Source organism: Streptomyces sp. NPDC017991, assembly GCF_044328075.1.
In the GTDB taxonomy this organism is placed as follows: domain Bacteria; phylum Actinomycetota; class Actinomycetes; order Streptomycetales; family Streptomycetaceae; genus Streptomyces.
Window position 1 is genome coordinate 1 of sequence record NZ_JBIRGP010000029.1, and the last position, 22332, is coordinate 22332.

Genomic DNA, 22332 nt, shown 5'->3' on the forward strand with positions numbered 1-22332 from the left:
ATCGTCGATCACCCACGCCACCGGATCGACCAGCGGCAGCAGCCGTCCGTTGATCCGCCGCTGCACGGGCACCGGATCCCAAGTGGACTGATTCACGAACTGCTGCAGGTTCTGCCCGTTGCCGCCCGGCAGCCGCGCCGCCATCGCCTGGATCGACTTGCGGCGGCCGTCCAGCACCGGCCCCCGCAGACAGCAGTCACCCTTGGCCCGCTGCTCCTTCCGCGGCACCGAAGCAAACACATCAGCCACGAACAACGTCAACGTCGCCCGAACACACTCCACTTCATGTAAGTCCACAAACCCAACATGCTTCTGATCAGCACCAACAGAAAGACCTGACGGAGTCCTATTCACGCCTGGCAGACCGTCCGTCCGGACCAGCCGAAGTTCACCGACCGCCGCGCCGGCGAGCACGTCGAGCTGCTGTTCGCCCTCTACGTTCGCCGCGTCTCCACCAGCTACATCAACAACACGATTGTGCAGCACTACGACCTCGGACACGGCTACTGCGCCTACACCTGCGTACAGGGTTAATTACTGATAAAAAACTACGCCTTGGATAGGACGGACTGACCTTCCGTGGGGGTACAGACTCGCACCCCCACGGCCGCGCTGGCGGGGCTAGCGTGGGGGACATGGACCGCAGCTCCGACAACCGCACCGAGATCCGGGACTTTCTCGTCAGTCGACGTGCCAAACTGACCCCGGAACAGGTGGGGCTGCCTGCGGGCGGGCGGAGACGCGTCCCTGGACTGCGCCGTGAGGAAGTCGCGGTCCTGGCCGGAGTGAGCACCGAGTGGTACAAGCGGCTGGAGAGGGGGCACATCAGCGGCGTCTCACCCGAGGTATTGCATGCCGTTGCCCGTACCCTGCAACTGACCGAGGACGAACGCACCTACCTTTACGATCTGGCAGCCGCAGCCCACCCTTCGATACCAGCACGCCGTCGCATCGCCGACGAGATCCCGCCTTCGGTCCAGTGGCTGCTCGACTCCATCACCCTGTCCGCAGCGGTCGTAACGGACGCCTGTCAGAACGTCGTGTCGACCAATGCGCTCAGCCGCGCCCTGTTCGCTCCGCTGCTCGACAGCCACACGGTCAAAGACTCCAACCGTCTCAACATCGCGCGCTACACCTTCTTCGACCACGGCTCACGGAGCTTCTACGCCGACTGGGATGCTGCCGCCGGTATCATTGTCGCCCGCCTGCGTGCTGAGGCCGCGCGCTCCCCTCGCAATACGGGGCTAGGTTCCCTCGTCGGTGAGCTGTCGACCCTCAGTGCCGAATTCAGCACCCTGTGGGCTGCCCACCAGGTACGCACCCATCACCGCGGCGCCAAAGCCGTGCATCATCCCGATGTCGGAACTGTGGAACTCACTTATCAGCACCTCGACCTCTATATGCCGGCGCACGCCGTCCAGGTGCTGACCGTCTACACCGCCGAACCCGGGTCCCCCTCAGAGGAGAAGATCAGGCTTCTGGCCAGTTGGTCGGCAACACCGCCTCAAAGGACGGAAGCCTCCGACAACTCGCGGTGAAACCGGCGGTTACTCGCCGGTGCGGGGCGCGACGACCAGTCGATCAGTAACTCGGCTGACATCGTCACGTTCTCTGCACTCCGGTCGGCGTCACGGAAGTCAAGGCGGCTGGAGCTCTGATTGGCGTCGTCAGTCCACGACACGCACACACCATCCGGCGCGCGGCCGAGGACGCAGTATCCGCGTGACCACCCACACGTTGCCCCGAAACGGGGCAGGCGAGCCCTCTCGCCGTCAGTACCTCACCACTGGAGGTCACATGTCCCAACACAGTACGTTCAACGTCAAGGCCGAAACGTCCAAGATCCGCCGGGTCACCTTCTCGAATCCGCCACTGAATCTTGTCGGCCCGGACACCGTCACCCAACTAGCATGCATCATTGACGAGTTGTCAAGTGACGAGCAGGTTCAGGTGGTCATCTTCGACAGCAGCACGTCCGGCTATTTCTTCAACCACGCCGACCTCGCGCAGATAAACGAATTGGCGACATCGACCCGTACGGACTCCACTCCCTCCTGGATCGGCCTCGTCACAAGCCTCACACACGCGCCGTTCATCAGCATCGCCTCCATCCGCGGCCGCACCCGGGGCGGTGGCGCCGAGATCGCCCTGGCTTTCGACCTGCGCTACGCCAGCCGTGAGGAGGCGGTCTTCTGTCAGCCCGAGGTCGCCACCGGTCTGGTGCCCGGCGGTGGTGGCGCCGACCGGCTTCCGCGGCTGATCGGACGGGACCGAGCACTTGAAGCCATCCTCACCAGCCACGACTATGACGCTGAGCGGGCGGAGCGGTACGGATGGGTGACCAGGGCCCTTGCCGATGCCGAGCTCGACGACTTCGTGGACGCTGTGGCGGCTCGCATCGCCTTGTTCGACAAGCAGGCCGTGATGGGCGCCAAGTCGCAGATCAACAGGGCAAGCCTGCCGCCGGAGAGCGATCTGCGGACGTCCTGGACGGAGTTCTCGAAGTCCGTCGCGTGGCCCGGCTTCCAGGCACGACTGACGCTGTTCCCGGAGCTCATCGCCGAGATCGGTATCGACGAGGTCGAACGAAACCTCGGCGACTACCTCGGTGTTGCCAACCAGGAGACATAGGCCCGCCACCTGGTCAGATCGGTGACCTCATGGGACCGACGAGCCGACCCGACGAGCGGACTGGGACCGAGCACCGTGCCCCCCGGGTCGGCCCGTCGCTCCATGAACATGTCCCAATGCGGAGTGAGCACTGTAGAGAACCCGGCCTCTGTTCGTGCTCGCAGTGGCCGTCATGAAACTGGCCTTCATCGTCTGGCCGTCAGCATGACCGTCACGTACCAGGCCGTGGCCGGCCGGACAGGGCGGCGTACGCGGCCAATGCCTCGCAGCCTGATCGTCGACGAGCGAGTAGGCCGGTCCGTATAGTTCTGGATATCGGAACGCGAAACACACTTCGGATGTGGCGTAGCTGACGCGTCTGCTTAGACGGTGTCCTACGTGGTGAGGCGGACGAGTTGCTTGTAGCAGCAGATGGCTGCGGCGAGACCGAGAATGGCCAGGTAGTTGCGTGGATTGCGTTCATAGCGAGGGCTGAGTCTGCGGTAGCCGGACAATTGCGAGATGGTCCGTTCGATCACCCAGCGACGGTGGCCCAATCGTGCGCTGGACTCGATGCCCTTGTGGGCGATGCGCATTCCGATGCGTTTGCCGCGTAACCATTTTTGCAGGTGGGGAATGTCGTAGGCCTTGTCGGCATGCAGGCATTGGGGCTTGAAGTAGCGGCCGTTGTGGGGGTCGTGTCTCGTTTGGTGACCCTCGTCCATGGGCTTCAGCCCTTCGCTGTCGTGGACGTTTGCGGCGGAGACGCCGACGACCAGTAGCAGTCCGTTCGCGTCCGACAGGATGTGCATCCTGGAACCCGGCTTGCCCCGGTCCACGGGGCTCGGACCTGCGTGTTCGCCCCCTTTTTTTTGGCCCTCACGTGGGCAGAGTCGAGGACGACGCGGGAGACGTCGATGAGGCCTGCATTGTCGAGTTGCTGCAGGACCGCTTCGTGGAGCCGGCCGCGTACCCCGGCCCTGGACCAGATCATGAACCGGCGGTGGGCCGTCGACTTCGATATGCCGAAACACGGAGGCCTAGCCCGCCAGGCGCACCCGCTGACCAGCACGTAGATGATCGCCGCGAACCGCGTCTCATCAGGCGTGGTCCGGGTCCCGCCCCCCTGCGGCCGCACCCGGTCCTTTGGAATCAATGGCCTGGCAAGCTGCCACAAGCCGTCCGGAACAATCCAACTCCACGTACCCCGCCCCATGAACGGACCATCGAGCTACCACACGTAGGACATCCTCTTATTGATTTTTTCCCGTAGCCTTCCTATATGTTGATCGCTCTACACGGGTCGTGGCATCAGCCCGCCCACTTTGCCGACCTCACCAGCCGCCTCACGCACACCGGAATCGACGTCCTCGCCCCCGACCTGGACAAGGACTCGCTGCCGGACCGCGTAGCCGCCGCCCAGCAGGTTGTCGACTCCTGCCCAGAACCGCCGCTCGTGCTCGCGCACTCCTTCGGTGGCCTGGTGGCCGGGTCGCTCACCGGAGTCCGACACATCATCCATCTCGCGTCCTACGTGCTCGACCCGGGTGAGACCGCCATCGACGTCGCTGTCCGGGCGATCGAACAGACGGGCACCCCTGATCCACTGCTAGCAGTGATGAGGCCTGGTCCAGACGGGTACACACATGTTGATCCGGAGAGCGCAATAGAGACGTTCTACGCAGACTGCAGCCCTGAACACGCCAAGGCGGCCGCGCAGTTGCTGCGGCCGGAGCGGGACGACATCGGACAGTGGACTCCGACACAAGTCAACCGTGATGTCACGCCCAGCACCTATGTGCAGTGCGAGCAGGACCGTGCGCTGCGGCCCGAAATCCAGGAACAGTTCGCCGCCCGCTGCGGCGAGACGCTGGCTTGGCCGACCAGTCACTCCCCGTACCTCAGCCGACCCGACCTCGTCCTGGACCTTATTTGCCGTATCTACCCGAGGGGTGCCTCACAGCCGTAGGGCAGAGCGTGACACCCGCTGAGTGAATGCAGCAGGACCGTTTGCCTGTCCTGCGAATCCCCAGGCGAGTAAAGGCGTATGACGCCCCGTTCGAGTCCAGTGGTTGCAAGGCAAGCTCAGACGCAATGCCGTGACTCTGTTGGCGATCTTGTTGGGGGTCAGTTGGGGGCGGCGCAGAGGGAGAAGGCGGCCTTGTCGAACCCGGCTCTGCCTTTGGCCTGGTGACTGTGGTCGGGTGCGATCGGGCCGAGCAGGGTGATGCCGTGCACCCGCCGGGCGCGTTCGATCTGCACGGGCTGACGTAGGCGGCGTCGACCACCTGCTCGGCCGGAGTGAGGTTGGTCGCCGCGAGGTCGTCGTGGATCTGGGCGTTGAGCTTGCCGTCCTGGACCGGGGCGATCGTGGTGGATACGTGCACGACCACCTCCGACAGTTCTGACGTGCATGTTTCGGTGAAATGGGTGCGGTAGCCGGAGCAGGTGGTGTGCCGTTTGACGCAGTAGTGCGCATCGGTGTCGTACGGGGAATCGAACCGCAGGGACGCGGGTGGCAGTGCGTGGCCGTCGCGCCAGTGCAGACGCCCGCGGGCGTCGCGTACTAGTGGTGCACCCAGACCCGGCGCAAGATCTCCACCCGCGTCATGTCCGGAACCTGGTCGGGGCGTCGGCCGCCCACGCGGCGGTCAGGATCTTCTGCCTGTCCCGGCCGATGGCCCCTGCTAAAGGGTGTTGCACAAGGCATCGTTCGGGCAGGTCAGGTCCTGTGGACGCAGTCTTCTGGTCATGATGTGAGGGCGAGGTTGTGCATGTGGGCGACGGCTTGGACGGCATGGCCCGGCCGTCGCCGTGCTGTCGGCAGGCGCGGAGGATCTTGTAGTTCTTCATGCGGCCGATCACATGCTCCACCCGGGCACGCACCTTGCGGTGGGCTGCGTTGTCCTCCTCCTCGCCCGGGAGCAGCGGCCGACGGGGGCGTTTGCGGTGCGGCACGACCATCCCGCAGTTGCGGTAGGCGCCGTCGCCCAGGACGGTCACGTCATGGTAGTGCCCGGCAAAGCCGGAGGCGCGCCAGGCGTGGGCGTCGGCTGTGGTGCCCGGTGCCGGTCGGGCCGCTGCGATCACGAGGCGAGTCTCCGCGTCCACGATGACCTGCACGTTCGCGGAGAAGCGGTAGTTGCGGCTGGATGTGCCGACCTTGCGGTCGCGGACCGGGACCAGAGTGCCGTCCACGATCCAGAACCGGTCCGCGGCGCCGGCCGGACGAGGGACGGCTTCGAGGGCCAGCAGCGGCCCGAGCCGCTGGATCGCCCGGCACGCTGTGGACGAGGACACTCCGAACAGCGGTCCCAGTTGCCGCATGGTCACGTTCGTCCGGTACACCGCGACCACAAGCACCCGCTCGGCCAGCGGCAGGCTCCACGGCCTGCCTTGCATCGTGCCGTTGCCACCGCGCTCCCGCACCGCCTTGAGCAACCTCGAAAACTGCGTCAACCGCAGCCCCGTGAACGTCTCCACCCACACCTGTTCAGCACACGATGACGACCAGGGACAGCGGGCGGCAGCGGCCATCGGCCCCCAGGTGGAGTTTGCTGGTGAAACCCGCCCCGCGAGCGACCCAGGCCCTCACCTCCTGCACCACCTCCACCAGGCGGGCACGAAGGCTTTAGTGGTCGGCTCCGGAACTCCTTCGGGGGTTGAGTCAGGCTGCCTGGGCGGGAGAGGATTCTTCCTGGTGATCGGCGGTGTGCCGGTTGAGTCTGGCCAGCAGATCGTCCAGATCGGAGGTGGTGAACCTCCACTGGAACGGTTGTGCTGTGGCGTTGTAGCGGTCTTCGAAGCCTCGAAGCCGGTCCCTGACCTGGGTCAGGCTGGTGAAGTCGTTGGGCGAGACGACCTTGCGCTGCACCACAGAGAAGTAGATCTCCACCTGATTCAGCCAGGAGGCGTGGACCGGGGTGTGCACCAGGACTGCGGTGGGGAATGCCGCGGCCGGCCGGGCGGCGGCCTTCTTGCCGCGGTGGGAGGAGCCGTTGTCGACGATCCAGAACACCCGTTTCGCGCTGGCGTAGGGCTCCTGGGTCATGACCTGGGTGACAAGGACCATGAACGGGTCGATGCCGGTGCGTGCCTCGGTGTGGCCGAACACCTTCGCGTGGTGAACGTCGTAGGCAGCCAAGTAGGCAAGTGCGCCGCCGCGACCGTAGGTGTGGTTCACCCGCACGGCGCGGGCTGCTCCGAGGGCCAGCGTGGGGTGGCAGCGGCACCGGGCCTGGATCGAGGTCTTCTCGTCGGCGCTGACGACGTACTCGTCCGCGCCCAGCGGAACATCCTCGAAGGTGCGGGCATACAGGTCCAGGACGCGCTGGGCCTTGGCGCGGAAGTCCGGGTCGCGGATAAAGATCCAGGACTGGTGCTGCCAGGGCTTGATCGTGTCCTGGCGCAACCAGCGGCGCACGGTCGATGCCGAGACCGGGCCGGTGATGCCGCGTGCCGTGAGTTCAGCGGCCAGTTCGGGACACGACCAGCGCGACAGCGGGGCGCCGGTCTCGGCCGGTAACTGGCAGGCCAGGGCCTTTGCCTCGACGACCTGCACTGGGGTGAAGCGGGCGGGGCGCCCGGAGCGTCTGCAGTCGGCCAGTGCCGGCAGGCCGCCGCGGGCGAACCGGCCGCGCCACCGACGGACCGTGTCCAGGTGCAGGCCCGTCTCCCGGGCGATTCAGGCATTGGTGTGTCCCCGCGCGGCATGTAGTACGACCTACGCGCGTATCCGGGCCTGGTGAGGGGTCTTGTGACCGTAGGCCGCCTTCTTCAGGTGCTGCCTTTGCGAGGCGGTCAGGAATATCGGACAGGCGGCTGCAACGGGCAAGGCAGGTCCGCCGCTTGTCCAGCTACAGCTCGGGAGGGTTCGCAGACGGCGGCGCGGGTTCCCGGATGCCTTCACGAATCAGGCTTCGCCGACGAGCCCGCTCGTAAATCGCCGTAAGGTAGTACGTCAGGCCGAGGAGAGCGCCGAAGGCGATCCCAACCACAACGTCCACGGTCTGCGTGCCAGGGGGCGCAACCAACAGTGCAGGGAAGAGCAAACCGACTGCGACAGCCGGGGCCAGGGGGTGGCGCCCAACAAAGCGCTGGAAACGGGTTGTCGGTTGATTGCCTCCCATGTAGCGATCAAGTGCCTAAAATCCCTCACCAGTGCTCGCAGTCTCTTCGGCAAGCCGGTGAGGGTAGCGAAGCGGGCCTAGCGCACCCCACCGCACCGCCCTGGCCTGGCCTTGGGAGTCTGCCCCCCCGCCACGACGGAGGGGCAGGATGGGCTCATGCCCACAGTGCCGGAGTCGACCAAAACTTCCCTCTCCCAGAGGCTCACCGCCCACGCTCCGGTGGCCGGCCTGTCCGGCTGTCCCCCCTTGATGGCTGTCTACGCCGCGACCAAGGACGCGGTGCGCACCGTCCACGAGGGGCTGCGCGGGGAGTCCACCGACGGGGTGGTGCGCACGACAGCCATCTCGCCGGGATACATCCGCACCGATCTCGCCGACTCCATGGCAGACCCGAACATCCGCGAGCAGACGCAGAAGAACATGGACGCGGTGGGCATCCCTGCGGCGGCGGTCGCCCGCGCGGTGGCCTTCGCCATCGAGCAGCCCAGCGACGTCGAGATCGGCGAGATCAACGTTCGCCCCACCGTCCAGGCGTGACACTTGCCGTCACCGGTCAAGTGAGACGGCCGCCAGCCGCTTGCACAACGCCACTGTCTGGCCGGGCGTCCCTACGAGCAGAACACAACTCCTGACCTGGCTCCCGGTCTCAACGGGAGCGACGCCTCCCGGTGAAGTGAGTTTCCCGATCCGGCCGACGGTCGCTACACCCTCGCTTCGCTGACCGACGAAGGCTTGGACAAGGTCACCGCCACCGCCCCAAGTCACGCGCGGGCCGTTCACCATCACGTGACCAGCCCGCTCACCAAGCCCAGCGGCAGCCTGCGGGCGATCAGCTGGCGCATCGTGGACACCATCGATTGACATGTGGCACGGGTCAGGCGCGTGGGCCTGCATGGGCGGTGATGATGCGGCAGGTCGCCGGCATGAGGTAGCTGCCGGAAGGGGTCCGGTATTGGCTGATGGTGTCGGCCATTGCCTGGCGGGCGGCGGTGCGCTGGTGATCGTCGAGGTTGCCGAAGAAGGACTTGAGCCGCCCGGCTCCGGCCTCGAACTGCCACCAGGTTTCGAAGTCGGGGCATTCGGTCTGCCAGGTGAACCAGGTGGCTTCGATCTGAGTGAATCCGGCGTCGCCGACGTGTCGCTCCAGCGCGCCCTCCTGCGCGGACTCGGCGAAGTGGGCCTCGAAGTCAGGGACGGTGCCCTCGGGGAGCACCTGCCGTAGGACGGGAAGCGCGATACCGGTGTACGGGTTCGAGGCGACGTCGGTCCAGGTGGCGACGCTGAACAGTCCCCCGGGGCGCAGCACCCGGGCCGCTTCGGCCAGCGTGGGACCGAAGGGGGTCAGGCCCGCCATGAGCAGGCCCATCCGCGAGACGATGCCGTCGACGCTGCCATCGGCGAATTCCATTTTTTCCATGGACATCGTCCGGAAGTCGACCGTCGTGATTCCCTCGGCGGAGGCTTTCGCGCGGGCGGTGTCCAGCAGGGTGGGGGTGATGTCGATGCCGGTGATCCGCAGGTCCGGGCGGCGCCGTGCCAGGGGGAGGGCTGGCTCGCCGGTGCCGCTGCCGAGGTCGACGACGTGGGCGTTGTCCGGCAGGGAGTCGAACGAGGTGAGCAGGGGGTTGTTGATCGCGACCAGGTAGGACTGGATCAGGTCATGGGCGGCCGCGACCGCGGCTGTCTGCTCGTCGGTGGATGTCATGTGGGGCTCCTTTCGGGTGGGGCACCGCAGCATGCGGTCAGCGCCTTGTGGCGATGCCGCGTAGCACCAGCGCTAGGGGCCGCTCCCAACCCTGCGCGTCGGTGGCGACCGCGATGCCCTCGGTAAGAGCGAACAGATCGGTGATCTGCACGTCGGTTTCGACCTGGCCGCTTTCTTGACAGCGGCGCAGCAGTGCCGCGCTGCCTTCGAACACGCCGGCTTTCCGCTTGTCGACCTCGGGCCGGCCAATCAGACGGTGTCCCGCGATCTGGTGCAGGTATTTGTTCTGGACCTGCGACTGGACGAAATGGGCCAGCAGCTCCGTGAGGCCCTCGAAGGGGTCGTCCGCCAACTGGGCCTTCACGACCGCTTCTGCGGACTTCTCGATGCAGCCCAGAAGGACGGCTTCGAACAGGTCCTGCTTGGCAGGAAAATGCCGGAACAGAGTGGCGGTGCCGACCCCGGCCTCCTTGGCGACCGCGGCCATATCGCACAGAGCCCCGTCACGGCCGAAGCAGCGCGAGGCTGCGGCGACGATCCGCCCCCGATTCTCCAGCGCGTCGCGTCGCATCGATCTGCCTCCTCGCTCGCTTCAACACCTCGAAAGTAGCACATCCGATAGTTCAAATCTCCACTTATGGCGGTGGGCCGCAGGTTCACCTGACGTCCAACGAGATCCCCGAGTTCACCCGCTCCTCGACACCGTCGACGACCGGGACCTCAGCGACGCCCTGGTCACGGTCGACGCCCTCCAGCACAAGGCCCACTACGTGCTCTCGGTGAAGTCCAACCAGCCCAAACCGGCCCACCAGTTGAGCAGCCTCCCTGGAAGCAGCCCTCGGTCATGGACCGCCCCGGGACCGGGGCCACGGACGCGAAGAGACCCGCGAACTGCAGGTCGTCACGGTCGACGGCCTCCTGTTCCCGCATGCCCGGCAGGTCGTCCGCATCCGCCGCAAGCGACGCCGGATCGGCACCCGGAAGTGGTCGAACGAGACCGTCTACGCGGTCACCGACCTCGAAACCCACGAAGCTTCCCCGGCTGAGTTGGCCGCCTGGAGCAGGGGACACTGGATCAGTGAAAACAAGATCCACTGGGGCAAGGACGTCACCTTCGCCAAGGACACCAGCCAGGTCCGCCGCCACCGCACACCTGCCGTCATGAGTTCCCTCCGCGACCTCGCCCAGGCGACCCTCCACCGGGCCGGCTGGGCCAACGTCGCCAGCGCACGACGCGCCCACACCCGCCCGGAAGACATCCTCACCCTCCACGGCATCCCATGATCAAAAACGGACGTTCCCGCCTCTCCCCGGGCCCTGCGTACGAACCGCAATCCCGTGTCGACAGAGAGTTTCTGGACGCCTGTGCACTGAGACTCACCGGGGCTGCAGCAGCTTCTTCCAGGGCCGGGTGTTCGACCTGCTCACCGACGATCAGGTCGTGGCGACGATCGAGGACATCAAGGTCTACCTGACGTGCTCCGCAGCCGTACGGACGCTACGGAATGCACGGAAGGAGCGCGACAAGGCGGTACAGCGGGCTGCGACCTCGCGTCCGCTCGCACCTCCTGGCCCCGGCTCGCCGGCCTGGTCATCCGCCATCGTGGCCAGTTCGCCTATGTCGACGGCGAACTGGCCGACGGACAGACCATCAAGCTGATGCGCTTGCGCTACGGCGGTTGCGCCAGCACCTGGGGCTTCGCCCTCTACCTCGCCAGCAGCGACAAGTACGAAGACACAGTCCTGCCCACCGGCAGCTTCGCCGGCGGCCCCGAGGATGCCTTGGACTGTGCCTGCAGCCTCTACCTCGCCATACCCGAGACCTGACTGACGGCCACACACGACAGAGGCTCCGAAGCCAACCCCCGAAGGAGTTCCGGAGCCGACCACTTAGACGTCATCTCATTTGGCCAGTCTGCGGTAGCAGATGAGGGTGCAGGCGATGCTGGTGAAGGCGAGGAAGTGGTCGGCTTCGCGTTCGTAGCGCCGGTGCAGTCGGCGGCATCCGGCGAGCCAGGACATCGTGCGTTCTACGGTCCAGCGGTGCCGGCCCAGATGGGTCGAGGACTCGATACCTCTGCGGGCGATGCGATGTCGGATGCCCCGGCTGGACAGCCACCGTCGCAGGTGGTTGTAGTCGTACCCCTTGTCCGCATGGAGCTTGCGGGGTCTGCGTCCTCGGGGGCCGCGGCGTGAGCGGATCGGTGGGATGCCCCTCACGAGCGGGATCAGTGCCTGGCTGTCGTGTGTGTTGGCGCCCGAGATGCCGACGGACAGGGGCAGGCCGGTCCGCTCCGTGATCAAGTGGTTCTTTGACCCGTACTTGGCCCGGTCTACAGGATTCGGGCCTGTCAGCTCCCCTTTTTCAGGGCTCGCATGTTGACGGAGTCGATCGCGCACCGGGACCAGTCGAGTTCCCCGCGGGATCCGAGTTCGTCGAGGACCAGGCGGTGGAGTTTGGCCCACACCCGGGCCTTGGTCCACTCGGTAAACCGCCGGTGGGCCGTCGCACCGGACGGGCCGAACGAGGCGGTCGGCACTTGCTGCCACGTGCAGCCCGAGGTCGCCACGAAGACGATCGCAGCCAGGACTTCGCGGTCGCCGTGCCGACGCCGGCCGCCACCCTGCGGCCGCGACGGCGCTTCCGGAACCACTCGCTGGAACAGCTCCCACAGCTCGTCCGGCACCAGCCGCTCAACGATCTTCGACATGCCACAAGTCTAGCCAGCCAAATGAGATGATCTTTTAGCCAGGGAGTTTCGCCCTGGTGTTCTGCTGCTTCGGCCCTCCTTGACGCGGGTGCCGGCGGCGGATCGATACGTGTACCAGCCGCGTACTGGTGAGCCCGCACGATGGTGGAGTCGACCGGGATGTCCCAGTCGGCAAAACCGGTTGGACCAACATCGCCGCCGCAGCTGATCACTACAGGTCACGCTCCGAGCACGACACCGCCGCCATGCTCAATCTCGCCGCATGAGAACGCGTCAGCCCTGGGATGGTGGCCCTTCCCTTTTCCCGCAAGCGCGGGCACCCGCGCGGCGCGAGGGTGGTACTGCTCTTCCTACCGTCGAAGCGTCTCTGGTGGGTATCCCATGGCCACGTCACCATGAATGACGTCACGAACACCGGACCGGGCCCATTCGGTCCATTCGACTATCCCGGCCGGACCGGCCATTCACCCCGCAGGGAGAAAAACATGACGACGGTACACAACGAGGACGCGCTTTCCCGTCTGCTGGACGAAGCGGCGGTCCGGGACACCATCGCCCGCTTCGCCGACGCCGCCACCCGAGGTGACACCGACCGTTTCCGCGCGACCTGGGCCGAGGACGCGGAATGGACGATCGGTGAGCGGGTGCACGCCGTCGGCATGGACGACATCGTCTCCACGTTCCAAAAACTCCGCGATGAACGGGACTTCTTCGTGCAGTTCGCGGTCCAGGGCCCGATCGAGATCTCCGGTGACGAGGCGACCACCAGCATCATCTGCCATGAGGCGGCGCGCGGACCGGGCGAGACGTACTACCGGAACCACAGCGTCACCGCGGACCGGCTGAGGCGCTCGGAGAACGGCTGGGTCTTCACCAGCCGCTCGTTCCAGTACCTCTGGCTCGACACGTCTCCTTTCACCGGCAACGCATTCCAGCTGCCCGCCGGTTTCTGATTCCCCGGCGCTCCGATTCCTCCGCGCCGTTCATGAACATGAACTCTCCGAAGAAAGCGAGCATCGCGATGAGTGTCGAAGGATCCGGCCCCGTGAAGTGGCGGTCCGCCGAGGTCGCGAGCCCTCGGCTCGATGGGCGCGTGCCCGTTGTCGTGGCCGAGGACATCCCGTATTTCCCCGGCGCCGACCGCTTCCAGACCCTCAGTATCTATCTGCCCTCGACGCCGGAGACGCTGAAACTCGTCGGTACCGCGGCGGAGCGGCTTCCGGCGGGTCCCGACTCCGCCGTTCCGCGCTACCACGTCCACATCCACGGGGGCGCCTGGCGCGACCCCCAGCTCACTTCCGCGTCGATCGAGCCGACCGTCGCCCACGCCTTCTCCGGCCCCGCGCAGCCGATCGCCGCCGTCGCCTCGCTCAACTACCGGGTCTCGCAGTTCCCCACGCACCCGTCCCTGCCGTATGACGCCGTCAAGGACAACCACTCCGACCCCGCCCGCGAGGCCACCCACCCCGACCATGTGAGCGACGTCCTGCGCGGGCTCGCCCTGCTGCGCTCGTTCGGCCTGACCGACCGCTCGTACATCCTCTCGGGCCACAGCTGCGGCGCCTGCATCGCGTTCCAGGCGATCCTCCAGGCTCCGCTCCACCACGGGCTGGACCTTCCCGACGCGCCCTGCCCGGCCGCGCTGCTGGGCCTCAACGGCCTGTACGCCCTTCCGGAGCTGACCGACGGGCTCGGCGACTCGCACGAGCATCTGCGCGAGGAGTACCGGACGCTGCTGTCCCACGCCTTCTCGGCGGACCCGAAGACGTGGGACGCGGCGAGTCCGGCGCATTTCGACCCGGCGGACATCGCCCGGCGGATCCGGGAGGGCAGGGCACCGCGGCTGGTAGTGCTGGACCAGAGCCCCGAGGACCAACTCGTGCCCATGAACCAGCGGGAGCGGTTCACGGCGCAGCTCGGGCGGGTGGACGGGCTGCGCCTCGTCGAGGGACACCGGTGCGGCGGCGGACACGCGGCGCCGTGGGAGCGGGGCGACATGATCTGGGAAAGCGTCCAGGACATCCTCCGGCCCCTGTCCGCGCAGGCATGAGCGCGGAGGGCCGGGCCGCGTCGCACGGAGGGGGACACGAGCGATCAACGCGCCTACCGCAGTAGCCCCCTTCACGCGAACCGCCACTTGCCGCACAGAGAGAAAGTGTGCTGATCCATGTCCGACACCGAGGACACCGAGGACACCGTTGTCCAGGAACGTCTCGCGGTATTCCCTTACACCACCCCGGCCCGCACCCTGCGGCGCAACGAGCGGCTGCTGCTGGAGCGCGCGCAACCGGGGCCGGGGCCGCACGGCGCCATGTGGTCCGGCGTCGAGGCCGTCCAGGTCGTGCGTGCCGGGGCCACGTTCCGTGACCAGGAGTTCGCGCCGCCCCGATGGATCTACCAGGGGCCCGGAGGCCGCATCGAGTGGACCAACATGAACTCCCGACAGCCGATCTACCACCGCAACCTCGACGTCGACGAGATGACCTACCAGGTCACCGGCCATCGCACGCTGATGACGGAGCTCGGCACCGCCGAGCTGCGACCCGGCGACTTCGTGCGCATCCCCTGCGGCGTGTGCCACGACAACTGGGGCCGCGACGACATTCACGTGATCTGGTACCTGCCCGAGGGTTACAGCGAGGAGCGCGACCCTGTGTCGGTCTCCGAGCCGAGGATCCCGCCGTTCGAGGGCTGGGAACCTGCGACAGTCAACGAAATGATCACCGACTGCCTGGGCAGCAATGAGCCGGACCACGACGTGGCCGCACACCGCTCGGACGAGCGGCTGATCCTCGAACAGGTCCATCAGGAGACGGAGCGTCTCGCGGTCCTGCGGGTACCGGAACCGGCGGCGGGCAGCACCCCCGCCACGTCGGTGATCTGGCGAGGAGAGACAGCCCTCATCGAGGTGGTCGACCTCGACCGCGAACCCGGGCTCGTCTACACCCGCCACCGCAACGCCGACGACATCCAGTTCCAGGTGTCGGGCACCCGCCTGCTGGTGAGCCAGCACGGCAGCATCGAACTCCAGCCGGGCGATTTCGTGCGGGTCCCGGTCGGGGTCGCGGCGACCAGCATCGCGGTGGGAAGGAGCCGACACATCTCGACGCTGGTGAGCCACCGGCTCCCGCGCTGGGCGCCGGAGTACGTGTCGGCCCAGTGGTGGGATGCCGCACAGGTCGCCCACTACCGCGAGCGGGTTCCGCGCTGACCGGCCCCCGGCGGGAGGCATCCCTGTCCCGCCCCGTGTGCGGCGCGGTCCCGCGAGGCTGGCGGGTCAGCGGGGTCAGCGGTTCGGCGGGGTAACTCGGGCTGGTCCAGCAGACGCGGCCGGCTTCCATGTCTGCGGGCTGTCATGGATCGCGCGCAGTACGGCGATGACCGCCGGGTCGGGGATCGCGGGGCGGCCGCGCGCGCCCTGGTCCTCCAGCCGTTGGCGCAGGATGTGAACGAGCATCAGATCGAGTATCGCCGCCCGGGTCACTCCCGTATCTGTTCCGGCCTGCGCCGCGTCGTCGTCCAGCAGACTCACGACCGACCGCAACGCCGGGGACCGCTCGTAGTCGGGAGACATCACCGGCAGGTCCGGTAGGGCCGCGAGGTACGGGTGTACCTGACCGTGGTCCAACCGGTAGGCGCCGCCGAGGAACTCGAAGCCGGCGGGTCCGGTCACCGGCCGCTCCAGGCTCAGCGCGACCTGGCAAAGTCCGCGGAGAGCACGCGGAGAGCACGCGGAGCGTGGCTGAGCACGTGCCGTTCCTTACGTGATCAGCACGACATTGCCCGGTCGCAGTGCGACGAGCGGCGCGCTCGGGGCCAGGAGCCAGCCGCTGCCCCGGAGGACCACGTGGAAACCGCTCCCGACCAGACCGGAGAACCGCATGCCCCACGCGTCCGACTGCCGGAAGCGTCTGACGGTTCCCCGTCCGCCCCGGAGGCTGGAGACCGCCTGACTGACCATGTCCACCCGTTCGACCCCAACGGACCTTCCAGGCGCCGTACGAACTCGTATGCGGCCGTGCCGACCGCGTATGTCCCCGCGCGTCAGCTGCTGGTTCAGTGAATGCCATGAGAGAACGGCACCGGCCCTAGGCGCTGTTTCTCGGATATCTCTCCGTGAGTGAGGTGTTGGGGGCAGGCTGACTGCATGGGACGCGGAGACCTGACGAACGCGGAGTGGGATCGGCTGGAGTCGTTCTTACCTCCGGGTGGTGCGCGTGGGGGCCGGTGGAGTGATTACCGCCGGGTGATCAACGGGGTGCTGTACCGGGTCTGTACGGGGGTGCAGTGGCGGGATCTCCCGGAGCGGTTCGGGCCGTGGGAGACGGTCTACAAGCGTCATCGTCGCTGGTCGGCGGACGGGACCTGGCAGATGCTGCTGTAGAAGGTGCAGGCCGCCGAGGACGCCGCCGGGCGGATCGACTGGGACGTGTCCGTTGACTCCACGGCGGTGCGTGCCCACCAGCACGCCGCCGGTGCGTGGAAGACGGCGCCCGCCGCGGTTTCTCAAAGGGGGGTCCGCCCGCGGACGAACCAGGTCGATCCGGTGCTTGGGAGACTGGCCGTCCGGCTGGAGGAGGTGGTCAGATCGGCGAGTGCCTGGGACGCTCCCGCGGCGGCTTCACCACCAAGGTCCACCTCGCAGCCGACGGACGATGCCGGCCGCTTGCCGTCCTCCTGACACCCGGACACTACGGAGACGGCCCCCAGCTGCAGCCTGTCCTGGAGCAGGTGTCGGTGCCCCGCATCAAAGCCGGCCGCCCTCGCACCCGACCTGACCAGGTCCTGGCCGACAAGGCCTACACATTCCGCGAGAATCGCCGCTACCTGCGACGACGCGGCATATCGCACATCATCCCCGAACGGCTCGACCAGCACAGGCACCGCCACAACCGCGGCCCCCGCGGCGGTCGGCCCACCGAATTCGACCGCGACCGCTACAAGAAACGCAACACCGCCGAACGGGCCATCAACCGCCTGAAAGGCTTCCGCGCCGTCGCCACACACTACGAGAAACGCGCCTACACCTACCTCGGCACCGTCACCCTCGCCGCACTCATCATCTGACTCCGCACATGATCCGAGAAACAGCGCTTAACGTCCTGCGCCAGAGATCCGTCGTTAATTCGTTTATGAGTGCTTCTGCGGATGTTCCGGTGCCACGGCGCGGCCCGAAGCTGGAACCGTTGGTGTTGTCGCCTGATGAGCGTGTGGTGTTGGAGCGTTGGGCCCATAGGGCGTCATCTGCGCAGGCAGTGGCTTTACGGCCTCGCGTTGTGCTGGCATGTGATGGCGCTGATGTGCCGCTGATTGTTGTGGTGGCGCGCGAGTTGCACATTGCGGCGGACACGGTCCGCAAGTGGCGTCGCCGGTTTTTGGCCGCACGGTTGGACGGGCTGGTGGACGAGCCGCGGCCGGGCCGGCCGCCCACCATCAGCGTCGACCAGGTGGAGGCCGTCGTGGTCAGCACGCTGGAGGAGATTCCGAAAAACGACCCGTCTGAAGGTGCAGTGGTCCTGTCCGTGGACGAGAAGTCCCAGATCCAGGACCTGGACCGCTCACAGCCCGTCCTGCCGATGATGCCCGGCATGCCCGAACGCCGCACTCATGACTACGTCCGCAACGGCCTGACCACCTTGTTCGCGGCCTTCGATGTCGCGACCGGCGAAGTCATCACATCCCTGCACCGCCGGCATCGGGCCGCGGAGTTCAAGAAGTTCCTCGTCAAGATCGACAGTGAGGTCCCTGAGCACCTGCAAGTTCATCTGATCTGTGACAACTACGGCACCCACAAGACTCCAGCCATCAAGACATGGCTTGCCAAACACCCGCGGTTCCACCTGCACTTCACACCCACGGGCTCCTCCTGGATCAACCAGGTCGAGCGATGGTTCGGCTCCCTCGCAGACCAGAAGATCCGCCGTGGCGCATACAAAATCGTGCGCTCCCTCGAAGCCGACATCCGAGCCTGGGTCAAACAGTGGAACGAGAACCCGCCCCCGTTCACCTGGACCGAAACAGCCGAAGAGATCCTCGACCCACTCGCCCGCTTCTGCCAACGGATCTCTGGCGCAGGACACTAGTACTCCAGTGGTACTTCACCATTCCCGCTGGTCATAGGCAGTCTTTCGAGCGTAGCGGGCTGCCTCCCAGTTGCGGACCGGAAATACCCCCGGGCAGTGGCCATCTGCAGAAACCTCGCGGTCGGATCCTTCCGCCTCGCAGGCATCCACCGCATCGCCGCCGTTCTCCGGCGGGCAGCACGAGACCACACCCGGCCCCTCGCACTCCTCGGTCTCACATAATCAAGACGGACGACACCGAACTATGCCGAAGCCCTGGTTGGTGGGAGCAGGTCCGCGGCCATCGCGCTGCAGCCAGAGGAACTGCGCGTCACCTTCGCGGTGGCTGTCAGGCCGATGCGCGCAGCCGCCCGGCGAGGAGTTCCTCGGAACGTTCCCACAGTCTGCGGGCGAGATCGGCGTCGAGGGCCTGCGGGTTCTTGGGCGGCACGTCCTTGCGCTTGTAGTAGTAGGCGCCTGACCGCCAGTCCTTGCCCGGTGTGCCCTCGGCGAGCCACACGATCTGGTCCGCGCCCCGCTCGGGTGTGGTTAGCAGGATGTTCCGTATGCCCGGTTTGGTGCCGAGGAAGCGGACTGTACGCATGGTCGCGCTGGCGGTATCGGAGGCGAAGTTCGTCCGGACGTTGCCCGGGTAGAAGCAGGCCGCCGCGAGGCCGTCGGCGTGGTGGCGCCGGTGGAGTTCGGTCGTGAAGAGGATGTTCTCCAGTTTCGACGCACCGTACGCGCGGACCGGGTCGTAGGCGCGGTCGTGGTCCAGGTCGTCCAGGTGGATCTCCTTGGCGAACCGCACCGTGCTTGAGGTCTGGAGCACCGACGCCCGCGAGGCGGTGAGGACGTCCAGGAGCAGCCGTGTAAGCAGGTACGGCGCGAGGTGGTTGACCTGGAAGGTCTTCTCGAAGCCGTCCACGGTCTTGGTCCGGGTGCCGAACACCCCTCCGGCGTTGTTGGCGAGCACGTCGATCCGCGGGTATGCGGTGCGCAGTTCGGCAGCGAGACGCTCGACGTCGTCGAGGCGGGTGAAGTCGGCGACGAAACTGTCGGCCCCGATTTCCGCGGCGACGGCGCGGGTCTTCTCGGCAGAGCGGCCCACGACGACGACGGTCTGCCCGTCTGCGTGCAGCTTCCGCGCGGCTGCTGCCCCGATACCGTCGCTCGCGCCCGTGATCACGACCACCTTGGTGTCACTCATTGTCACTCCTCTTGGAGAGGTACTGAGTCTCATTAGTGAGACATAATACCAACGATGGGCTGTAGTACCGTGAGGTGATGAACCGGGACCGAACCGCAGGCGGCGCGCGAGCGCGAGCACGCCAGGCCATGCGTGCCGAGGTGGCCGTGACCGTCCAGGACCTGGTCCTCGCACACGGCTACGAAGAGACGACGATCGACGACATCTGCGCGGCCGCCGAGATCTCGCGCAGCACGTTCTTCCGGTGCTTCCACTCCAAAGAGGAGGCCCTCTTCGGCCCCACAGCCGAAGCCCCCGAATACCTGCGGGACGCGCTCGCCGCCCGCCCGGCCGACGAAGCACCCTGGGTCGCGATCCGGCACGCGCTCAATCCGATGATCGACCAGTACGAGGGCCACGACGAGCGCACACGTCGCCTGACCCGCCTGATGGTGAACACGCCGGCGCTGACGGCCCGCCACCGCGAGAAGAACGCCCGCTGGCACGAACTCCTGCGCCCCGAGATCGCCCGCCGCCTGGGGGCCGACCCGGCCGACGCCGCCGACCCGCGCGCCAACGCCGTGATCGCCGCGGCTCTGGGCTGCGTCGAGGCCGCGCTGGCCGCGTGGACCGCAAGCGATCGGCCACGCTCACTGTCGGAGATACTGGACCAAGCGATGGGGGTGGCATTCGTCCCCCATCGGCCGCAATAGGACCCCCGATCACGATGCGGCCCCCTGGCGTCGCCGGCGGACGACCACGCGGCCGAGGTCGTGTGCCGAAAGTGGATCTTGAACGATGAATGTTCACGGTTCATGGGGCGGGCAGGTCTCACAGACGAGCAGTGGAGGGCGCTGGAGCCGTTGTTGCCGAAGGGGACAAAGGGGACGGCATACGGTTCCGGGTCCGGACCGGTGTGCCGTGGCGGGATGCACCCGTCGAGTACGGGCCGTGGGACCGGGTCTACGACCTGTTCCGCCGATGGCAGCGGAACAGCACCTGGCACCGGATTTTCACCAGACTCCAGTCCCTGGCCGACTCGAAGGGTGCGATTGCGTGGGACCTGAGCGTCGACTCCACGGTCTGCCGCGCCCACCAGAATGCTGCCGGGGCGCGAAGGTAAGGCGACCTGCGGAAGGAACCACCGGGCGGCGTGTGCACCGAGCCCGTTGATTACGGGCTGGGACGCTCGCGCGGCGGGTTCACCACCAAGCTGCACCTGGCCGCCGAGCAAGGCCAAAAGCCCATGTCGATCGTCGTGACCGCGGGGCAGCGCGGGGACTCGCCGCAGTTCGAACCCGTGCTGAAGAAAATTCGCGTCCCCCGCATCGGGCGGGGCCGGCCACGCGTCCGTCCCGATCGCGTGCGGGCCGACAAGGCCTACGCCTCCCGCAAGAACCGCGCCTACCTGTGCCGCCGCGGGATCCGCTGCACTATCCCGGACAAGGCTGACCAGGCCAGCAACCGCCAGAAGCTGGGCTCCCGCGGCGGCCGCCGCCGCGCTTCGACGCGGTCGACTACCGCGAGCGCCATGCGGTCGAATGCGCGATCAACCGCCTCAAGCGGAACCGCGCTGTCGCCACGCGCAACGACAAGCTCGCGGTCCGCTACGAGGCGTCGTGTCGGCGATCGCCTCGTAGGAGCAGCCGAAGCGAAGCAGTTGCAGCATCTTGTCGAAGACAATCCGGTCGCTGATCCGCCGACGGTGGCATCTCAGTGGATGGTTCGGGTGGAACACGGGCCGCCTGCGCACCAGGACCGCGAATTAGTCCCAAAGCGGTTCGGTAAGCCATAAAGGAAGCGCGGGCGCAGATTCTCCTTGTGATCACGGTGGCAACTCCGTGATGACCAGGACCTGTGCACCTTCTCTTCGTCGTTAACTCCTTGTTAAACCCTTCGTGATGACAGAAGGAACTGACAACGAGTCAGCGTGCCATGTGTGGATGATCAACAAGAGAGCGCGCCAGTCGTTCGCGCCTCCCCGATGGCGCGATCATGTCGGCATGGGACTTTCAATGACGGACCACGAGGTGGTTGGGGCCGGATTTTTGTGCTGGCCCACCGCAATCCGGAGGGTTGGTACTGCGATCACCATCACGAGGTGGGGCGTGATTGCAGTACGAGCACCCGCGCCGCTCATGGCAGCGTCGTCCAGAAGGAATGCAATGCCTCTGCAACCGCCGCCGGGTCCTGCATCATCCACCAGTGGCCGAGGCCCTCCAGCTCGGCGGTACGGGCCCCGAGCCGGGCGGCGACTTCCGCGGAGGTGACCGGGTCGTCGGAGTCGTCGGCGGTTGCCCGCAACACGAGGCCGGGCACGGGTGCGGGTAGGGACAGCTCCGCAGCCCAGTCGGCAAAGATGTTGGGCGTCGCCGAGCGGTAGAGATCGAGAATGCAACCGCCCATCGTGTCGTCCATGCTTGCCTTGAGCTCAGCCGCGTCAGCCTGGCTCGGGCACGCCGCGACCAGGGCACTCTTCAACCAGCCGGGTTCACCGGGCGCGGCAAGCTCGCCAGGCTCACTGGCCACGAAGGACGCCATCCACTCTTCGCCGCGGTCAGGCGTCCGCCACACCTGCGCCATCTCGTGCCACACATAGTCGGGGTGGAACACGGAGCCGCAGTCCACCGCCCAGCTGCGCACCGGCACGTCGAAGGCCGTGACCGTCCGCAGGACAATTCCGGCACCCCAGTCGTGCCCGACCACGTCGACCGGGCCCTCGACACCACGCAGCATCTCGGCCAGCCACGCCGCGTAGTCGTCCTTTGTCGCACCGAAATCCGAGGGCCGTGTCGTGCCGAAACCGGGGAGGTCGAGTGCTAACGCCTTCACCCCGTCGTCCGCGAGTTGCTCGCAGACGCCGTTCCAGATCACACTTGCCTCCGGGACGCCATGCAGAAAGACCGCTGTCACGCCAACTCCTCAT

Annotated in this window: 21 protein-coding genes and 5 pseudogenes; 14 read left to right on the plus strand and 12 right to left on the minus strand. The window is 66.8% G+C overall.

What is annotated here, in order from left to right; translation table 11 throughout:
- Positions 1-354: transposase (locus ACH4DZ_RS43505; RefSeq protein ID WP_398295259.1), on the minus strand; the 354-nt coding region annotated here is incomplete at its 3' end.
- A gap of 281 nt (positions 355-635) precedes the next feature.
- Between ACH4DZ_RS43505 and ACH4DZ_RS43510 the strand changes: the two genes are divergently transcribed.
- Entirely contained in the window at positions 636-1538 is a 903-nt protein-coding gene (locus tag ACH4DZ_RS43510; protein ID WP_398295191.1) for a helix-turn-helix transcriptional regulator, read from the plus strand.
- A gap of 184 nt (positions 1539-1722) precedes the next feature.
- Positions 1723-2631 (plus strand): enoyl-CoA hydratase/isomerase family protein, encoded by a 909-nt coding sequence (locus tag ACH4DZ_RS43515; protein WP_398295193.1) that lies wholly within the window; start codon positions 1723-1725, stop codon positions 2629-2631.
- A 374-nt stretch (positions 2632-3005) separates the two neighbouring features.
- Here ACH4DZ_RS43515 and ACH4DZ_RS43520 read toward each other — a convergent pair.
- A protein-coding gene (locus tag ACH4DZ_RS43520; RefSeq protein WP_398295195.1) for an IS5 family transposase occupies positions 3006-3826 on the minus strand; the annotation gives its coding sequence in 2 pieces (ribosomal slippage) (positions 3006-3482 and positions 3485-3826; 819 coding nt in all).
- A gap of 66 nt (positions 3827-3892) precedes the next feature.
- Here ACH4DZ_RS43520 and ACH4DZ_RS43525 point away from each other — a divergent pair.
- A complete protein-coding gene (locus tag ACH4DZ_RS43525; protein ID WP_398295197.1) occupies positions 3893-4579 on the plus strand; it encodes an alpha/beta hydrolase in 687 nt (228 codons plus the stop codon).
- Positions 4580-4737: 158 nt separating this feature from the next.
- Here the strand turns inward: ACH4DZ_RS43525 and ACH4DZ_RS43530 are convergent, their stop codons facing one another.
- The 3 genes and pseudogenes from ACH4DZ_RS43530 to ACH4DZ_RS43540 all read right to left on the minus strand — a co-directional run bounded on the left by ACH4DZ_RS43530 (position 4738) and on the right by ACH4DZ_RS43540 (position 7294).
- On the minus strand, positions 4738-4872 hold the full coding sequence (locus ACH4DZ_RS43530) for a hypothetical protein (RefSeq protein ID WP_398295199.1): 135 nt from the start codon (positions 4870-4872) through the stop codon (positions 4738-4740).
- A gap of 487 nt (positions 4873-5359) precedes the next feature.
- A pseudogene (locus ACH4DZ_RS43535) lies at positions 5360-6147 on the minus strand (transposase family protein).
- A gap of 130 nt (positions 6148-6277) precedes the next feature.
- Entirely contained in the window at positions 6278-7294 is a 1017-nt protein-coding gene (locus ACH4DZ_RS43540) for an IS630 family transposase (protein ID WP_398295260.1), read from the minus strand.
- 694 nt (positions 7295-7988) lie between these two features.
- On the opposite strand from ACH4DZ_RS43540, the gene ACH4DZ_RS43545 reads away from it, so the two are divergent.
- Positions 7989-8276 (plus strand): hypothetical protein, encoded by a 288-nt coding sequence (locus ACH4DZ_RS43545; RefSeq protein WP_398295201.1) that lies wholly within the window; start codon positions 7989-7991, stop codon positions 8274-8276.
- Between the two features lie 195 nt (positions 8277-8471).
- Positions 8472-8600 carry a hypothetical protein gene (locus ACH4DZ_RS43550; protein WP_398295203.1) on the plus strand — a complete coding sequence of 43 codons (129 nt, stop codon included), beginning with the start codon at positions 8472-8474 and terminating at the stop codon, positions 8598-8600.
- Between the two features lie 13 nt (positions 8601-8613).
- On the opposite strand, the gene ACH4DZ_RS43555 is transcribed toward ACH4DZ_RS43550, so the two are convergent.
- Positions 8614-9444, minus strand: coding sequence for a class I SAM-dependent methyltransferase (locus tag ACH4DZ_RS43555; RefSeq protein WP_398295205.1), 831 nt, complete (start codon positions 9442-9444; stop codon positions 8614-8616).
- A gap of 37 nt (positions 9445-9481) precedes the next feature.
- The gene (locus ACH4DZ_RS43560) at positions 9482-10015 is read right to left on the minus strand and encodes a TetR/AcrR family transcriptional regulator (RefSeq protein ID WP_398295207.1); all 534 of its coding nucleotides are present in this window, start codon (positions 10013-10015) and stop codon (positions 9482-9484) included.
- 476 nt (positions 10016-10491) lie between these two features.
- On the opposite strand from ACH4DZ_RS43560, the gene ACH4DZ_RS43565 reads away from it, so the two are divergent.
- Together ACH4DZ_RS43565 and ACH4DZ_RS43570 are read left to right on the plus strand one after the other, a co-directional pair.
- Complete coding sequence (locus ACH4DZ_RS43565) at positions 10492-10728, plus strand: hypothetical protein (RefSeq protein WP_398295209.1); 237 nt, start codon at positions 10492-10494, stop codon at positions 10726-10728.
- A 192-nt stretch (positions 10729-10920) separates the two neighbouring features.
- Complete coding sequence (locus ACH4DZ_RS43570; RefSeq protein ID WP_398295211.1) at positions 10921-11271, plus strand: hypothetical protein; 351 nt, start codon at positions 10921-10923, stop codon at positions 11269-11271.
- Positions 11272-11346: 75 nt separating this feature from the next.
- Here the strand turns inward: ACH4DZ_RS43570 and ACH4DZ_RS43575 are convergent.
- A protein-coding gene (locus tag ACH4DZ_RS43575) for an IS5 family transposase (RefSeq protein WP_398295212.1) occupies positions 11347-12155 on the minus strand; the annotation gives its coding sequence in 2 pieces (ribosomal slippage) (positions 11347-11808 and positions 11811-12155; 807 coding nt in all).
- Between the two features lie 485 nt (positions 12156-12640).
- Between ACH4DZ_RS43575 and ACH4DZ_RS43580 the strand changes: the two genes are divergently transcribed.
- From ACH4DZ_RS43580 to ACH4DZ_RS43590, 3 genes are all read left to right on the plus strand, one after another.
- Positions 12641-13108, plus strand: coding sequence for a nuclear transport factor 2 family protein (locus ACH4DZ_RS43580; RefSeq protein WP_398295214.1), 468 nt, complete (start codon positions 12641-12643; stop codon positions 13106-13108).
- 68 nt (positions 13109-13176) lie between these two features.
- Entirely contained in the window at positions 13177-14205 is a 1029-nt protein-coding gene (locus ACH4DZ_RS43585) for a hypothetical protein (RefSeq protein WP_398295216.1), read from the plus strand.
- 117 nt (positions 14206-14322) lie between these two features.
- Positions 14323-15366, plus strand: a complete 1044-nt coding sequence (locus ACH4DZ_RS43590) for a cupin domain-containing protein (protein WP_398295218.1) — start codon at positions 14323-14325, stop codon at positions 15364-15366.
- Positions 15367-15441: 75 nt separating this feature from the next.
- On the opposite strand, the pseudogene ACH4DZ_RS43595 reads toward ACH4DZ_RS43590, so the two are convergent.
- A pseudogene (locus tag ACH4DZ_RS43595) lies at positions 15442-16116 on the minus strand (cupin domain-containing protein).
- 186 nt (positions 16117-16302) lie between these two features.
- Between ACH4DZ_RS43595 and ACH4DZ_RS43600 the strand changes: the two are divergent.
- Together ACH4DZ_RS43600 and ACH4DZ_RS43605 are read left to right on the plus strand one after the other, a co-directional pair.
- Positions 16303-17222, plus strand: a pseudogene (locus ACH4DZ_RS43600) (IS5 family transposase).
- A gap of 65 nt (positions 17223-17287) precedes the next feature.
- On the plus strand, positions 17288-18238 hold the full coding sequence (locus ACH4DZ_RS43605; RefSeq protein ID WP_398295220.1) for an IS630 family transposase: 951 nt from the start codon (positions 17288-17290) through the stop codon (positions 18236-18238).
- Positions 18239-18566: 328 nt separating this feature from the next.
- Here the strand turns inward: ACH4DZ_RS43605 and ACH4DZ_RS43610 are convergent, their stop codons facing one another.
- Positions 18567-19427, minus strand: a complete 861-nt coding sequence (locus ACH4DZ_RS43610) for an SDR family NAD(P)-dependent oxidoreductase (RefSeq protein ID WP_398295222.1) — start codon at positions 19425-19427, stop codon at positions 18567-18569.
- Between the two features lie 77 nt (positions 19428-19504).
- On the opposite strand from ACH4DZ_RS43610, the gene ACH4DZ_RS43615 reads away from it, so the two are divergent.
- Together ACH4DZ_RS43615 and ACH4DZ_RS43620 are read left to right on the plus strand one after the other, a co-directional pair.
- On the plus strand, positions 19505-20119 hold the full coding sequence (locus ACH4DZ_RS43615; protein ID WP_398295225.1) for a TetR/AcrR family transcriptional regulator: 615 nt from the start codon (positions 19505-19507) through the stop codon (positions 20117-20119).
- 102 nt (positions 20120-20221) lie between these two features.
- Positions 20222-21008 (plus strand): annotated as a pseudogene (locus ACH4DZ_RS43620) (IS5 family transposase); the annotation flags it as partial.
- Positions 21009-21021: 13 nt separating this feature from the next.
- On the opposite strand, the pseudogene ACH4DZ_RS43625 reads toward ACH4DZ_RS43620, so the two are convergent.
- A pseudogene (locus tag ACH4DZ_RS43625) lies at positions 21022-21162 on the minus strand (IS5/IS1182 family transposase); the annotation flags it as partial.
- 380 nt (positions 21163-21542) lie between these two features.
- Positions 21543-22319 carry an alpha/beta fold hydrolase gene (locus tag ACH4DZ_RS43630; RefSeq protein ID WP_398295227.1) on the minus strand — a complete coding sequence of 259 codons (777 nt, stop codon included), beginning with the start codon at positions 22317-22319 and terminating at the stop codon, positions 21543-21545.
- Positions 22320-22332: the final 13 nt, after the last annotated feature.